15 protein-coding genes are annotated in these 15,289 nt (G+C 61.4%); 2 read left to right on the top strand and 13 right to left on the bottom strand.

Annotated features, from left to right (window positions below; translation table 11 throughout):
* Nucleotides 1-287: 287 nt before the first annotated feature.
* The 9 genes from hflC to ATH90_RS02685 all read right to left on the bottom strand — a co-directional run bounded on the left by hflC (nucleotide 288) and on the right by ATH90_RS02685 (nucleotide 9,737).
* The gene (hflC, locus tag ATH90_RS02725; protein WP_010213607.1) at nucleotides 288-1,154 is read right to left on the bottom strand and encodes a protease modulator HflC; all 867 of its coding nucleotides are present in this window, start codon (nucleotides 1,152-1,154) and stop codon (nucleotides 288-290) included.
* Nucleotides 1,154-2,329: an FtsH protease activity modulator HflK gene (gene hflK / locus ATH90_RS02720; protein ID WP_028615515.1), complete on the bottom strand. Its 1,176-nt coding sequence runs from the start codon at nucleotides 2,327-2,329 to the stop codon at nucleotides 1,154-1,156. The genes hflC and hflK overlap by 1 nt, the downstream gene beginning before the upstream one ends.
* Nucleotides 2,330-2,425: 96 nt before the next feature.
* Nucleotides 2,426-3,727, bottom strand: a complete 1,302-nt coding sequence (gene hflX / locus ATH90_RS02715) for a ribosome rescue GTPase HflX (RefSeq protein ID WP_034105704.1) — start codon at nucleotides 3,725-3,727, stop codon at nucleotides 2,426-2,428.
* 12 nt (nucleotides 3,728-3,739) lie between these two features.
* A complete protein-coding gene (gene hfq / locus ATH90_RS02710; protein WP_034105706.1) occupies nucleotides 3,740-4,000 on the bottom strand; it encodes an RNA chaperone Hfq in 261 nt (86 codons plus the stop codon).
* 94 nt (nucleotides 4,001-4,094) lie between these two features.
* Nucleotides 4,095-5,066, bottom strand: coding sequence for a tRNA (adenosine(37)-N6)-dimethylallyltransferase MiaA (miaA, locus tag ATH90_RS02705; RefSeq protein WP_098465662.1), 972 nt, complete (start codon nucleotides 5,064-5,066; stop codon nucleotides 4,095-4,097).
* A complete protein-coding gene (gene mutL / locus ATH90_RS02700) occupies nucleotides 5,066-6,982 on the bottom strand; it encodes a DNA mismatch repair endonuclease MutL (protein ID WP_098465661.1) in 1,917 nt (638 codons plus the stop codon). Before mutL ends, miaA begins: the two co-directional genes overlap by 1 nt.
* Nucleotides 6,982-8,403: an N-acetylmuramoyl-L-alanine amidase gene (locus tag ATH90_RS02695; RefSeq protein ID WP_098465660.1), complete on the bottom strand. Its 1,422-nt coding sequence runs from the start codon at nucleotides 8,401-8,403 to the stop codon at nucleotides 6,982-6,984. Before ATH90_RS02695 ends, mutL begins: the two co-directional genes overlap by 1 nt.
* 15 nt (nucleotides 8,404-8,418) lie before the next feature.
* On the bottom strand, nucleotides 8,419-8,889 hold the full coding sequence (tsaE, locus tag ATH90_RS02690) for a tRNA (adenosine(37)-N6)-threonylcarbamoyltransferase complex ATPase subunit type 1 TsaE (protein ID WP_034105714.1): 471 nt from the start codon (nucleotides 8,887-8,889) through the stop codon (nucleotides 8,419-8,421).
* Nucleotides 8,877-9,737, bottom strand: a complete 861-nt coding sequence (locus tag ATH90_RS02685; RefSeq protein WP_098465659.1) for an NAD(P)H-hydrate dehydratase — start codon at nucleotides 9,735-9,737, stop codon at nucleotides 8,877-8,879. Before ATH90_RS02685 ends, tsaE begins: the two co-directional genes overlap by 13 nt.
* Before the next feature lie 63 nt (nucleotides 9,738-9,800).
* On the opposite strand from ATH90_RS02685, the gene queG reads away from it, so the two are divergent.
* Nucleotides 9,801-10,865, top strand: a complete 1,065-nt coding sequence (queG, locus tag ATH90_RS02680) for a tRNA epoxyqueuosine(34) reductase QueG (RefSeq protein WP_098465658.1) — start codon at nucleotides 9,801-9,803, stop codon at nucleotides 10,863-10,865.
* On the opposite strand, the gene ATH90_RS02675 is transcribed toward queG, so the two are convergent.
* A complete protein-coding gene (locus ATH90_RS02675) occupies nucleotides 10,862-11,479 on the bottom strand; it encodes a trimeric intracellular cation channel family protein (protein WP_174555870.1) in 618 nt (205 codons plus the stop codon). The genes queG and ATH90_RS02675 overlap by 4 nt on opposite strands.
* Nucleotides 11,480-11,659: 180 nt before the next feature.
* Nucleotides 11,660-12,202 carry an oligoribonuclease gene (gene orn / locus ATH90_RS02670; RefSeq protein ID WP_034105723.1) on the bottom strand — a complete coding sequence of 181 codons (543 nt, stop codon included), beginning with the start codon at nucleotides 12,200-12,202 and terminating at the stop codon, nucleotides 11,660-11,662.
* 108 nt (nucleotides 12,203-12,310) lie between these two features.
* Between orn and rsgA the strand changes: the two genes are divergently transcribed.
* Nucleotides 12,311-13,342: a small ribosomal subunit biogenesis GTPase RsgA gene (gene rsgA / locus ATH90_RS02665; protein WP_098465657.1), complete on the top strand. Its 1,032-nt coding sequence runs from the start codon at nucleotides 12,311-12,313 to the stop codon at nucleotides 13,340-13,342.
* A 60-nt stretch (nucleotides 13,343-13,402) separates the two neighbouring features.
* Here rsgA and motB read toward each other — a convergent pair whose 3' ends face one another.
* Both motB and motA read right to left on the bottom strand, forming a co-directional pair.
* Entirely contained in the window at nucleotides 13,403-14,422 is a 1,020-nt protein-coding gene (gene motB, locus ATH90_RS02660; RefSeq protein ID WP_034105726.1) for a flagellar motor protein MotB, read from the bottom strand.
* 3 nt (nucleotides 14,423-14,425) lie between these two features.
* A complete protein-coding gene (gene motA / locus ATH90_RS02655) occupies nucleotides 14,426-15,277 on the bottom strand; it encodes a flagellar motor stator protein MotA (protein WP_034105728.1) in 852 nt (283 codons plus the stop codon).
* Nucleotides 15,278-15,289 lie beyond the last annotated feature (12 nt).

Genomic DNA, 15,289 nt, shown 5'->3' with positions numbered 1-15,289 from the left:
TTCCCCTTTGATCCGGGCGGCCAGCCCTCGGCCGAGCCTTGAGTGAAGCAGAAAATACCCGCCCCCTGCATAAACCACGCGCAAGAGCGAAGTGACGAACGGCCTGCAAACGGCCTCGTCGGGCACTTTCCTCGAAAAACCTGTCACGCCTGCCGAATCAAACATGCAGACGCAAAAAAGCCGGGAATTTCCCGGCTGCCGCATCATACACCCGTTTTCCGAAAGGATCACCCCGCCAGGCGTTTTAGCCGCCCGACGGGAGTGACACCTACAGAATCACAGGCTGGTTACTTGGACTTTTCCAGATAGCGGAAGAAGTCGCTGCTTGGGTCCAGCACCATGACGTCGGTTTTGTTCGCGAAGCTTTCACGGTAGGCACGCAGGCTGCGGTAGAACGCGTAGAACTCCTGGTCCTGACCGTAGGCCTTGGCGTAGATCGCCGCGGCTTGAGCGTCGCCATCACCACGGGCCTCTTCAGACTCGCGATAGGCTTCGGCCAGCAATACACGGCGCTGACGGTCGGCATCCGCACGGATACCTTCAGCCAACTCGTTACCCTTGGCACGGTGCTCACGGGCTTCACGCTCACGCTCGGTGCTCATGCGCTCGAACACGCTGCGGTTCACTTCTTTCGGCAGGTCGATGGCCTTGACCCGAACATCGACCACTTCGATGCCCAGCTCTTTCTCCGCCATCGTGTTCAGCGAACGCGTGATGTCAGCCATCAGCGCGTCACGCTCACCGGATACCACCTCGTGCAGGGTGCGCTTACCAAACTGGTCACGCAGGCCCGATTCCAGACGGCGCGACAAGCGCTCGTCAGCAATCTGCTTGAGGCCGGAGGTCGCAGTGTAGAAGCGCTCGGCATCCTTGACGCGCCACTTGGCGTAGGCGTCAACCATCACGGCTTTCTTTTCCAGGGTCAGGAAGCGCTGTGTCGGTGCATCCAGGGTCATCAGGCGGGCGTCGAACTTGCGCACCTGGTTGACGTAGGGGACTTTCACATGCAGGCCCGGCTGGACATCCGCCTGGACCACACGACCGAATTGCAGCAGCACCGCGCGCTCGGTCTGAGCCACGATGTAGAAGCAGTTCCAGGCAGCGATGACCACGACGACGCCCACAATCAGGGCGGTCAGCGATTTATTGCTCATCAACGACTCTCCCTGGTACGTGTTTGCTGTTGCAGCAAGTCAGCGGCCGCACGGGCGCTCGCTTCGTTGGCAGCGGCATTGGAACCGGTGGACGGTGCGCTGGTGCTGCTACGACCACCTTCGATCATCTTGTCCAGCGGCAGGTACAGCAGGTTGTTCTGCCCACCTTTGCTGCCAGTCACGAGAACCTTGCTGGTGTTGCTGAAGACTTCCTGCATGGTGTCCAGGTACAGACGCTCACGCGTGACTTCCGGCGCCTTGCGGTACTCGGCGACCAGCTTGGTGAAGCGATCTGCCTCACCCTTGGCGCGCGAGACCACTTCGTCGCGGTAACCGTTAGCATCCTCGAGGATGCGCTGGGCCTGACCACGGGCTTCCGGCACGACGCCGTTGGCGTAGGTTTCAGCCTGGTTGCGCGAACGCTGCTCGTCTTCACGGGCACGGATCACGTCGTCGAAGGCTTCCTGTACTTCACGCGGTGCGGCAGCGCTCTGTACGTTCACCTGGGTGACGGTGATACCGGTGCGGTAGGTATCGAGGAACCGCTGCAGGCGCTCCTTGATCTCGCTGGCCATCAACTCACGACCTTCGGTCAGCACCTGGTCCATCGCGGTAGAACCGACGACATGGCGCAGGGCACTTTCAGTAGCGTGTTGCAGGCTGATTTCCGGCTGGTCGACGTTCAACACGAAGTCCTGCAGGTTGCTGATCTTGTACTGCACGGTCAGCGGCACTTCGACGATGTTCTCGTCTTCGGTCAGCATCTGGCCCTGCTTGGTGTAGGCACGCTCACGCGTGACGTTTTCCATGTACTTCTTGTCGATCGGCGGGAAATAGATGTTCAAGCCCGGGCCTACGGTTTCGTAGTACTTGCCGAAGCGCAGCACCACGGCCTGCTCCTGCTCGTCCACCACGTAAACGGCGCTGTACAGCCATACGGCCGCCAGCACGACAAGACCCAGGCCCAGCAGGCCATAGCCACCGCCCTTGCTTGTGCGACCGCCGTCGTCACCACCACGTTTTTTTCCACCACCGAACAACCCATTCAGGCTTTCCTGCAGCTTTCGGAAGGCCTCGTCGAGATCTGGTGGCCCCTTGCGGTCGCCATTATTGCGGCGTTTACCACCCCAAGGATCCTGATTATTCGAGTTGCCACCCGGCTCATTCCAAGCCATAGCGCTCTCCATCTGATAAAGCAAAGACGCACCCACGGCGCGCCGACCAATGCTACAGAATGCCTGCCACTGCGGCACAACCGCTTTAGGAGGCTTTTATTGCAAAGTGTGTTGTTCGATGAACTCTGTCGGTACAACGCCTTCACGACTAACCAGCCGATTCAGCTCCGAGCGCGGCAATCGAACGGCCAGCAAGCTGACACCTTCTTCGTCGTGTTCTTCTTTCTGTACCGCGCCCAACTCGAAAAACTGTGCACGCAGTCGAGCAAAACGCTGGGGCAATCGCAAGGTGCCGACGAACAAATCGCTGCCAAGCAACTCGGCAATGGCTTGTTCAAGCAACTCAAGACCACTGCCATCACGCGCCGACAGCCAGACCCGCTGGGGCTTGCCGTTCTCATCGCGCTGTATTTGTGGCTCTACGCCTTCAAGCAGATCGAGTTTGTTATAGACCTCGAGGATCGGCAAGTCCTGGGCGCCAATCTCGCCCAGCACCAGCATCACCTGCTCAATCTGCAGCATGCGATCCGGTTCTGCCGCATCGATCACATGCAACAGCAGGTCGGAATTGCTCGACTCTTCGAGCGTAGACCGAAATGCCTCGACCAGCTTGTGCGGCAAGTGCCGAATGAAACCCACTGTATCGGCCAGGACAATTGGACCCAGGTCGTTCAGGTCCAGGCGGCGCAGGGTCGGGTCGAGGGTGGCGAACAGCTGATCGGCCGCGTACACGTCCGATTTCGTCACGTTGTTGAAGAGTGTGGATTTGCCGGCGTTGGTATAGCCCACCAGGGACACGGTAGGGATATCCGCACGTGAACGGCCTCGACGCGATTGCTCGCGCTGGCTGCGGACTTTCTCGAGGCGACCCTTGATCTGGCGCAGGCGAACCCGCAGCAGACGTCGGTCGGTTTCGAGCTGGGTTTCACCCGGGCCACGCATGCCGATACCGCCACCCTGGCGTTCAAGGTGAGTCCAGCCGCGGACCAGGCGCGTGCTCATGTGGTCAAGCTGGGCCAGTTCGACCTGGAGCTTGCCTTCATGGGTACGGGCGCGCTGGGCGAAAATATCGAGAATCAGACCGGTACGGTCGATCACGCGACACTCGAAAACACGTTCGAGGTTACGTTCCTGACTGGGCGTGAGGACGTGATTGAAGATCACCAGATCGGCTTCTTCGGCGTGGACCAAGTCGCGCAGTTCCTCGACCTTGCCGCTGCCAATCAGGAATTTGGCGGTTGGCCGATGACGCGGTACGTTAAAAAACGCAACGGTCTCGGCGCCGGCCGAATTTGCCAACTCCTGAAACTCCTGCGGATCTTCGCGCGCCTCAGGGTCCTGTCCATCCAAGTGAACGAGGATCACTCGCTCACCACCACCGTGGCGCTCAAAGAACAAAGGAGACTCCTATCAGGCGTTACCTGGCTCAGCGTCAGCTACATCATCACCCGCTGCGCTAGGCAGACGGATTGGACGAACTGGAACGACTGTCGAGATAGCGTGCTTGTAGACCATCTGGCTGACGGTGTTTTTCAGCAGGATCACGAACTGGTCGAACGACTCGATCGTGCCTTGCAGCTTGATACCGTTGACCAGGTAGATGGAAACCCCCACTTTCTCTTTACGTAAAGTATTCAAGTAAGGGTCTTGTAGCGAATGCCCTTTTGACATGTGCCGCACTCCTTTAAGGATCAATAATAAAAAATCGGAAAATAGATAGCTTATGGCCGTCACACCCCCAAGGATAGACGGCAATTGCAAGGACTCAGCTCAATATGGAGACCGTTCCCAAGTATTTCAAGGCGCGTGACAGATTGTCGCTGTCCAGGCTGTCCAGCCAGTGCAAATCGCTCCAGCTGCGCAACCAGGTGAACTGGCGTTTCGCCAATTGGCGCGTGGCAATGATGCCGCGTTCCTGCATTTCGGCTGACGTCAGCTTGCCATCCAGATGATCCCAGACTTGGCGATAGCCTACAGCACGTATCGAAGGTAACCCTGGATGCAGGTCACCTCTGGAACGCAGAGCTACGACCTCGTCCACAAACCCCTGTTCCAACATAATTGTGAATCTTTGTGCAATTCGTTCATGCAGCACCTGGCGGCTTGCCGGAGCGATGGCCAGATTCGCCACAGTATAGGGCAATTGTGACTGTCCAGATGCGCCTGCGTCAGCACTTTGCGCACTTTGTTTCAGCCGATGTTCAGTCATGGTCTGCCCACTTACGCGCCAGACTTCCAGGGCGCGAGTGAGCCGCTGGGGGTCATTGGGGTGAATGCGCGCGGCGGATACCGGGTCTACCGCCGCCAGCTGGTCGTGCAGGGCTTGCCAGCCAAGGCGTGCAGCCTCTTCCTCAAGCTCGGCGCGCACCTGGGCGTCGGCCGGCGGCATGTCCGCCAGGCCTTCCTGCAAAGCCTTGTAATAGAGCATCGTGCCGCCCACCAGCAGCGGAATATTGCCCCGTGCGGTGATGTCGGCCATGGCGGCCAGGGCATCGGCACGGAAATCTGCTGCCGAGTAGCTCTGCGCCGGGTCGATGATGTCGATCAAACGGTGCGGGTATTGGGCCAGCAGCTCTTTCGAAGGCTTGGCGGTGCCGATGTCCATGTCCCGGTAAACCAGGGCAGAGTCGACACTGATCAGCTCGCATGGCAATACTTTGGTCAGCTCGATGGCGAGGTCGGTCTTGCCGGCGGCCGTGGGGCCCATCAGGAAGATCGCAGGGGGCAAGGCACTCATCAACGGCCGCGCAGGAACAGTTTGTCCAGATCGTCCAGGCCCATCTGGGTCCAGGTCGGTCGGCCATGGTTGCATTGCCCGCTGCGCTCGGTGTTCTCCATGTCGCGCAGCAAGCCGTTCATTTCCGGCAGGGCCAGGCGGCGATTGGCGCGGATGGCGCCGTGGCAGGCCATGGTGCCGAGCAGTTCGTTGATGTGGGCCTGGATACGGTCACTGGTGCCGTATTCCATCAGGTCCGCCAGCACGTCGGCCACCAGCCGGTTGGCCTCGGCCTGCTTGAGCAGCGCGGGAATCTGGCGGATGGCCAGGGTTTCCGGGCCCAGGCGCTGCAGTTCGAAGCCCAGCTTCTGGAACACGCTGTGGTGCTCTTCGGCACAGTCGGCCTCACGCTGGCTCACTGCCAGGGACTCCGGCACCAGCAGCGGCTGGCCGCTGAGGCCTTCACTGGCCATGGCAATCTTGAGGCGCTCGTACATGATCCGCTCGTGGGCGGCGTGCATGTCCACCAGCACCAGGCCATGGGCGTTTTCCGCCAGGATGTAGATGCCCTTGAGCTGCGCCAACGCGTAACCCAGCGGCGGAATATCCCCCCCGCCTTCGGGCAAGGCGACAGGTGCGCCCGACTCGGCCCCCGGCAGCGGTGCAAAAAATTCGCGATACGCAGCCTGGGCCTCGGCCACAGGCACCGCCGACTGCGGGCGCGGGGTGTATGAGTACTGATAACCGGAACCGGAGCCCGAATTCGGCGCGGTGTACGAAGGCTGCGCCTGTGGCGATTGCAGCAGGTTGGCCGCCAGGCTCATTTCGCCCTGAGGGCCGAACTCGCCGGCTTCCGGGCCGCTTGGCCGAACCACCGCCGTCACAATCGGTGCAGATAACTGGTCATCCGGACGCACATCGCCCAAGGTGCGGTGCAAGGTGCCGTAGAGGAAGTCATGCACCATGCGCCCATCACGGAAGCGCACTTCGTGCTTGGTGGGGTGCACGTTGACGTCTACCACCGACGGGTCGACCTCGAAGAACAGCACAAACGTCGGGTGGCGCCCGTTGAACAGCACATCGCGATACGCCTGGCGCACCGCGTGAGCCACCAGCTTGTCGCGCACCGCACGGCCATTGACGAAGAAATACTGCAAGTCCGCCTGGCTACGGGAAAAGGTCGGCAACCCCACCCACCCCCACAGCCGCAGGCCATTGCGTTCGATTTCAATCGGCAGCGCCTGCTCCAGGAAGCCCGCGCCGCAAATTGCCGACACACGGCGAGCACGCGCGGCATCATCATTGGCTTCATGCAGGCTGAGAATGGTCTTGCCGTTGTGGCGCAGGTGGAAAGCCACGTCGAAGCGGGCCAACGCCAGGCGCTTGATGACTTCTTGAAGGTGATCGAATTCGGTCTTTTCGGCCTTGAGGAATTTGCGCCGCGCCGGGGTGTTGAAGAACAGGTCGCGCACTTCCACCGACGTACCGACGGGATGTGCCGCCGGCTGGACCCGAGGCGCCATGTCGCGCCCCTCGGTTTCTACTTGCCAGGCCTGCTCGGCGCTGCGGGTACGGGACGTCAGGGTCAGGCGCGCGACGGAGCTGATGGAGGCCAGGGCCTCACCGCGAAAGCCCAGGCTCATCACCCGCTCAAGGTCTTCCAGGTCGCGAATCTTGCTGGTGGCGTGACGCGCGAGGGCCAGCGGCAGATCATCCGAGGAAATGCCGCTGCCGTCGTCACGCACGCGCAACAGCTTGACGCCGCCCTGCTCCACATCGACATCGATGCGTTTGGCACCGGAGTCGATGCTGTTCTCCAGCAGTTCCTTGATCACCGATGCCGGGCGCTCGACCACCTCGCCCGCCGCAATCTGGTTGGCAAGGCGAGGGCTCAGCAGCTCGATGCGGGATCCGCTGTTCAGCAGTGATTCACTCATTACTGCGCCGCCAATTCAGTACCAGGGATGGTCAACACCTGGCCGACTTTCAGTTCATCCGTCTTCAGGTTATTCGCGCTGCGCAATGTGGCGGCCGACACCTGGAAACGCACCGCCAGCATGGCCAGGGTGTCACCCGGTTGCACACGATGGTCACGCGGGCCCTGGGCGATTTTCCCCGAGTCACGCAGCCAGGCGATGTAGGTGCCCGGTGGTGGGTTCTGCTGGAAGAACTGGCGAACACCGGCACTGATGGACCGCGCCAGCGCCTGCTGGTGGCTGGCGCTGGCCAGCTTCGAAGCTTCGTTGGCGTTGGAGATGAACCCGGTTTCCACCAGGATCGATGGGATATCCGGCGATTTCAGCACCATGAACCCGGCCTGCTCCACCCGCTGCTTGTGCAGTGAGGTGACCCGGCCGATGTTGCTCAGGACCTTCTGGCCCACGTTCAGGCTGGAGGTCAGCGAGGCCGTCATCGACAGGTCGAGCAATACGCCGGCGAGCATTTTGTCTTTGTCATCGAGGGACACGTTGCCGGCCCCACCGATCAAGTCGGACCGGTTTTCACTGTCGGCCAGCCAACGCGCGGTCTCCGACGTAGCACCGCGATCCGACAAGGCGAACACCGAGGCGCCGAAGGCAGCGGCCGAAGGCGCGGCGTCGGCGTGGATCGACACAAACAGGTCGGCGCCTTTCTTGCGAGCGATCTCGGTACGGCCGCGCAAGGGAATGAAATAGTCGCCGGTACGGGTCAGCTCGGCACGGTAGCCTTTCATCCCATTGACCTGGCGCTGCAATTCGCGAGCGATGGCCAGTACCACGTCTTTTTCATGCTGGCCGCGCGAACCCGAAGCCCCCGGGTCCTCGCCACCGTGACCGGCGTCGATCACCACGATGATGTCGCGCTTGCCGGCCGGGGCCGGTGGCGGAGGTGGCAGCTTGACCTGCGGTTGCGACGGGTTGACCGGCACCGCAGGCACCGTTGCCACGCTCGGGGTTGGCGCAGGCGGCGGCGCGGCATCGGCGGCGTTATCGAACAGGTCGACCACCAGCCGGTTGCCGTACTGGGCGTTTGGCGCCAGGGAGAAGCTTTTCGGGGTCACGACCTTTTTCAGGTCGATCACCACGCGCAGATCGGTCGGCGTACGCTGGGCCGAGCGCATGGCGGTAATCGGGGTATTGGCGGTGGAGACTTTCAACGGCGCGGCCAAGGTCGCGCCATTGATGTCGATCACCAGGCGATCAGGTGCCGTCAGGGTAAAGACGCTGTGCTGGACCGGGCCAGACAGGTCGAACACCAGTCGCGTGTTATCCGGCGCTCGCCACAGGCGAACACTTTTCACCTGTGAAGCAGCCAGAGCATTGACAGTCATTGCCGCAAGCAACACCCCCACGACAGCAACCAACGCGCGAAAGCGCATACCTAACCCCACCAATTATTTGAATTCCAATGCCAAAGCGGCGCACCACGACTGGCCACGCGCGCTCTGGGGCAACAACTTCAGCTGACGTCCGTGCTCATGCGGCGTAATGGTAATGGTCAGGTCCGGCTTTGGCAAAAAGCCTGTGCCTTTATCTGGCCACTCGATCAGGCACAACACCTCTTCATCGAAGTAATCCCGGATACCCATGTATTCCAGCTCTTCGGGGTCCACCAGGCGATAGAGGTCGAAATGGAACGCTCGCACGCCGCCGATTTCATAGGGTTCTACCAACGTAAACGTCGGACTTTTTACCGCCCCGGTGTGGCCCAATCCGCGAATGATGCCTCGAGACAGCGTGGTCTTGCCTGCCCCCAGGTCGCCTTCCAGGAAGATCAACCCTGCCCCGGCGGTGACCTGGGCAATGCGCTGGCCGAAGCTGACCATGGACTCTTCATCGGCCAGGAAAAGGATTACTTCAGACACGGCGACTGTTCCTCCAGCAATTGACGAATGGCGGGTATCAGGTCGCTCGCCGCCAGCCCGCGACCAAAGGTGCCCTGGCGATCCCCGGCAGTGGCGTGCAACCACACGGCCAGGCAGCTTGCCTCATAGGCCGGCATACCCTGGGCCATCAGCGCGCCAACCAGGCCGGCGAGTACATCACCCAGTCCAGCCGTCGCCATGGCCGGATGGCCCTGGTCACATCGCGAAACACGACCGTCCGGGCTGGCAATCAAACTGCCAGCCCCCTTGAGGATAGCCACTGCGTTGAATTTGTGGCTCAACGCGCGCGTTACCTTAAGTCGATCGGCCTGAACTTCGGCTGTCGAAATACCCAACAGGCGCGCCGCCTCACCCGGATGCGGGGTGATCACGCAGTCGGCCGGCAAACTGACGCTGCCGGTGGCGAGTTGATTCAAGGCGTCGGCGTCCCATACCTGCGGCAGGCCGGCGTTGGCGGCCACAGAAAGCAGGCTTTTGCCCCAGGACGCGTCACCGAGCCCGGGCCCGATCACAATGACCGAGATCTTTTCCAGCAGCCCCATCAGTTGATTGGCCGAGCTGACGCCGACAGTCATGACTTCCGGCAGGCGAGCCAGGGCAGCAGGCACATGCTCCAGGCGCGTCGCCAGGGAAACCATGCCTGCACCACTGCGCAAGGCGCTTTCGGCGCTCAGCAGGGCTGCGCCGCCGAAGCCACGGTCACCACCGATGACCAGCAGGTGGCCGAACTGGCCTTTATGGGCGTCCGGGGAACGTGCGGCCAGTTGCGGCAAATGGCCGTGCAACAGGGGCTGTACGTCGGTTATTGCGTGTTTTGTCTGCGGCATGCGTCTTCAAGCTCCGATGTCTGGCAGAATTATACCTATCTAACCTGCGGTTTCCCTTGTCTCATGCCTGCCATCACCACCGATCTGCCAGCCCTCGCCCAATCGATCAAAGACTGGGGCCGCGAACTGGGCTTTCAACAAGTCGGCATCAGCGGCCTGGACCTGGCCGAGCATGAACAGCACCTGCAACGCTGGCTCGACGCGGGCTACCACGGCGAGATGGAATACATGGGCGCCCATGGCAGCAAACGCTCCCATCCCGATGAGCTGGTGCCAGGCACATTGCGCGTGGTCTCGCTGCGCATGGATTACCTGCCCGGCGACACGCAAATGGCGCAACTGCTGGCCAAGCCGGAAAAAGCCTATATCTCGCGCTACGCCTTGGGCCGCGACTACCACAAGCTGATCCGCAAGCGCGTGCAGCAATTGGCTGACCGCATTCAAGCGCAGATCGGCCCATTCGGTTTCCGTGCCTTCGTCGACAGCGCGCCAGTGCTGGAAAAAGCCATCGCCGAAAAAGCCGGGCTGGGCTGGATCGGTAAAAACACCTTGGTACTCAATCGCAAGGCCGGCAGTTACTTCTTCCTGAGCGAACTGTTTGTCGACTTACCGCTGCCGATCGACGCGCCGCACAGCACCGAACATTGCGGACGCTGCACTGCGTGCCTGGACATCTGCCCCACCAATGCCTTCGTCGGCCCTTACGTACTGGACGCCCGGCGCTGCATTTCCTACCTGACCATCGAGCTCAAGACCGCCATCCCCGAAGACCTGCGCCCATTGATCGGCAACCGCGTGTTCGGCTGCGATGACTGTCAGATCGTTTGCCCGTGGAATCGTTTCGCGCGCGCCACCGCCGAAAGTGATTTCAAGCCACGCCACAACCTGGATAACGCCGAACTCGCCGAGCTGTTTATGTGGGACGAGGAGACATTCCTCAGCAGCACCGAAGGCTCGCCCCTGCGCCGCGCCGGCTATGAGCGCTGGCTGCGCAACCTCGCGGTAGGCCTGGGCAACGCGCCGTCAAGCATTCCCGTGCTGGAAGCCTTGAAGGCACGCCGGGATTACCCGTCCGAGCTGGTGCGCGAGCATGTGGAATGGGCACTCAACCAGCACGCTACACGCTAGTGCACGTCGTCGTTGTAGACGAACTTGGGCATTTCCCAGTGAAAACGGATCGCCAACAGGCGCAGTAGGAAGCCGCTGAACAGGGTCAGCAGGATCGCCTGTTCGCTGGGCAGCTCCAGATAAAGGCACAGCATGTAGAACCAGGCAGCGAGGAACGACACGCTGGCGTACAGCTCACGGCGGAAGATCAGTGGGATGTCGTTGCAGAAAATGTCTCGCAGGATCCCGCCGAAGACCCCCGTGATCACGCCACTGACCGAGGCCACCAGCATACCGTGGCCCATCTCAAGGGCGGTCATGCAGCCGATCAGGGTGAACGCCACCAGGCCCACGGCGTCCAGCGCCAGGAACAGCGAGCGCAGGTGTCGCATCAACGGGGCGATGAAGATCGTCACCAGCGCCGCGACGGAGGTCAGCACCAGGTATTCCGGGTGCTTGACCCAAGTCAGCGGGTAATGCCCCAGCAGGACGTCGCGCACCGAACCACCGCCCAACGCTGTCACACAGGCGATCAGCACTACGCCAAACCAATCCATGCCACGCCGGCCGGCGGACAGCGCGCCGGTCATGGCTTCGGCAGTGATGGCGATGAGGTAGAGCATCAGCAACATGATGGCGATCCTTGCAAAGAGGCCGGCAGTCTAATCATTTGCTGATGGCACCAAAAGGGGGCGCTTGGCGAAAGACCAAGTCGCCCCCTTCGCGAGCCCGCCGGCGCCCACACTTGACCGCGCTGTCATGACGCAAGTGGGAGCGGGCTTGCTCGCGAAAGCGCCGGACCAGGCGCTACACCTTCAGGCCTTGATGAAATGCTTGCGGTAATGCTGCAACTCGGCGATCGACTCGCGAATATCATCCAGCGCCAGGTGCGTGCTGCCTTTGTGGAAGCTGTCTTTCACTTCCGGCGCCCAGCGTGCGGCCAACTCCTTGAGCGTGGACACATCCAGGTTGCGGTAGTGGAAATAGCTCTCCAGCGCCTTCATGTGCGTATAAAGGAAACGACGGTCCTGGCAGATGCTGTTGCCGCAGATCGGCGACTTGCCCTTGGGCACCCATTTTTCCAGGAAGGCGATGGTTTGCGCTTCGGCCTCGGCCATGCTGATGCGACTGTCGCGTACACGCTGGGTCAGGCCGGAGTTGCCGTGGGTGCGGGTGTTCCACTCGTCCATGGTGGCGAGCACGGCGTCGCTGTGGTGGATGGCGATCACCGGACCTTCGGCCAAGGTGTTGAGGTTGCTGTCGGTGACAATGGTCGCCATCTCGATGATGACGTCGGTGTCGGGGTTCAGACCGGTCATTTCCAGATCGATCCAAATCAGGTTCTGTGGGTTTTGCATGGCTTGATTCTCTTGGCACCTTGGCTTAGCTGCGCAGTTTAGCAGGCAGGGCCGTGCTAGACTCGCGACCGTTTTACCTAACCTTTGCATTATCGACACGGAACACCAATGGCCAAACGCCAGCTCAACCGTCGCCAAAACTGGCGCATCGAAAAGATTCAAGGTGAACGCGCCGCGCGCGCCGCCAAACGTGAATCCTCCGCAGTGGAAGCACTTGAGGGCGGCGACCTGGGGCCCGAACAAACGGGCCTGGTGATCGCGCACTTTGGCGTGCAGGTCGAAGTCGAGGCACTGGAAGGCGACCTCGCAGGTTCGGTGTCCCGTTGCCACTTGCGCGCCAACCTGCCTGCGCTGGTCACCGGCGACAAAGTGGTATGGCGTGCCGGCAACCAGGGCATCGGCGTCATCGTCGCCCAACTGCCGCGCACCACCGAACTGCGCCGCCCCGACAGCCGCGGCCAGCTCAAGCCGGTGGCAGCCAACGTCGACATGATCGTCATCGTCTTCGCGCCATTGCCTGAGCCACATGCCAACCTGATCGACCGCTACCTGGTGGCGGCCGAGCATGCCGGCATCCGTCCGTTGCTGCTGTTGAACAAATTCGACCTGATCGACGAACAGAACGCCCCGGCGCTCAATGCCTTGCTGGCGGTGTATCGCACCCTTGGTTACCCGGTGCTGGAAGTGTCGGCACATCACGGCAATGGCATGGAACAGCTGCAACAGCAGTTGGACGGGCGCATCAGTGTGTTCGTCGGCCAGTCGGGCGTGGGTAAATCGTCGCTGGTCAACAGCCTGTTGCCGGAAGTCGACACTCGCGTGGGCCCGCTGTCGGAGCTGTCCGGCCAGGGTACCCACACCACCACCACCGCGCGACTGTTCCACTTCCCAGGTGGCGGTGAGTTGATCGACTCCCCAGGCATTCGCGAATTCGGCCTCGGTCACGTCAGCCGCAGCGATGTGGAAGCGGGCTTTATCGAATTCAACGACCTGATCGGCACCTGCCGCTTCCGCGACTGCAAACACGACCGCGAGCCGGGCTGTGCATTACTCAAGGCGCTGGAAGACGGCCGCGTGCAGCAGCAGCGGATGAACAGCTATCGGTCGATTATCGCGAGCTTGCCCGAAAGCAGTTATTGAGTCGCGTAGACAATAGTGTGGTGAGTGGGCAAACCCACTCACCACGAAGTCCCTGGGTGCCTACGAACCTGTACCAGGCACCGTAGGATCCTTCACCCCACCGTCATCAAACAGGTTCAGCTTCTGGCGCAGTTCATGCGCCGGCAACGGTTCCTGTCCTGGCGGGATAGCGTTCGGATCGGCCGGTACTTCACCCGGCGCGCCTGCCCCCGGAGTGGGCTGCGGCGCAGGCGGCTGGTCACCTTCGATCGCACGCTGGGCCTTTTTGGTCAGCACCACGATATCGATGCGGCGGTTGATCGGGTTGAACGGATCCTTGTGGTCAAACAGCTGCGACGACGCAAACCCCACCACGCGCGCCACTTGCGGGTCCGGGTAGCTGCCGGCCACCAGCGCACGACGTGCCGCGTTGGCACGGTTGGCCGAGAGCTCCCAGTTGCCGAAGTCGCCCTGCCCCGCATACGGCTTGGCATCGGTGTGGCCGCTGATGCTGATCTTGTTCGGCACCGCCTTGATGGTGTCGGCCATGGCCAGCAGGATGTCTTCGAAGTAGGGCTTGAGGCGCGCACTGCCGGAGTCGAACATCGGCCGGTTGGCCGCGTCAGTGATCTGGATGCGCAAGCCGTCCGGGGTAATCTCGAACGAAATCTGGTCCTTGAACTTCAACAGCTGCGGGTTTTCCTCGACCTTGGTCTGCAACTCCTGCAGCAACAGTTCCAGGCGCTCCTGCTCGACCTGGTCGGCCATAGCCTCGACGGTATCGCGCTCGATCGGGATTTTCTCCTGGGGCGCCTCGGTTTTGACTTCCGGGTTGATGGTGCGCTCAGGCGCCAATTGCGGCGAGCCACCCAGGTCGATCACAAAAGGCGTACCGCTCTCCGAAAAGCCAATCGGGTCTTTGAAGTAGCCGGCGATGGCGATCTTCTGTTCGGGCGTGGCGGTGGACATCAGCCACAGCACCAGGAAGAACGCCATCATCGCCGTCGCAAAGTCAGCGAAGGCGATTTTCCAGGCGCCACCATGGTGCCCCGCAGCGAAGCGCTTGACGCGCTTGATGATTATCGGCTGGTTGTTTTCCATGGCTTAGCGACCACGGACCGCTTGTTCCAGCTCGGCGAAGCTAGGGCGGTGCTTGGGGTACAGCACTTTGCGACCGAATTCCACCGCCAGCGACGGCGGCATGCCGGAAGCGGAGGCTACCAGACTGGCCTTGATCGACTCGTACAGGTTGATTTCTTCCTTGGCGTCATGGGCCAGGGAGGTGGCCAGCGGGCCAAAGAAACCATAGGCCGCGAGAATACCGAAGAAAGTACCCACCAGTGCCGCGCCAACGTGCATACCGATCGCGGCCTGGTCGCCCTCACCCAGGGACGCCATGGTCACCACGATACCCAGTACCGCCGCGACGATACCGAAACCCGGCATACCGTCAGCGATGCCGGTCACGGCGTGGGACGGGTGCTCCAGCTCTTCTTTGAGGCTGAACAACTCCATGTCGAACAGGCCTTCCAGCTCGTGGGGGGCCATGTTGCCGGAGGACATGATGCGCAGGTAGTCACAGATATAGGCGGTCATGCGCTCATCTTTGAGCACGGCCGGGTACTTGGCGAAAATCGGGCTGGCCGCAGCGTCTTCGATGTCGGCCTCGATGGCCATCATGCCTTCGCGGCGGCTCTTGTTGAGGATCTCGTAGACCAGGCCCAGCACCTCCAGGTAGAAGGTGTGGGTGAAGCGCGAACCGAACATGCTCAACGACTTCTTGATCACGTGCATGGTCATGTAGCCGGGGTTCGCTTGCAGGAATGCACCCAGTGCCGCACCGCCGATAATCATCACCTCGAAAGGCTGGATCAGCGCAGCGATTTTACCATGGGACAGGACGTACCCGCCGAGCACGCTTGCGAAGACGACGATGATGCCGATAATTTTAGCCATAGGAGATGAGTA

Origin of the sequence: Pseudomonas lurida (assembly GCF_002563895.1) — a bacterium.
Classification (GTDB): Bacteria; Pseudomonadota; Gammaproteobacteria; order Pseudomonadales; family Pseudomonadaceae; genus Aquipseudomonas; species Aquipseudomonas lurida.
This window is presented reverse-complemented; position numbering and strand designations above follow the sequence as displayed.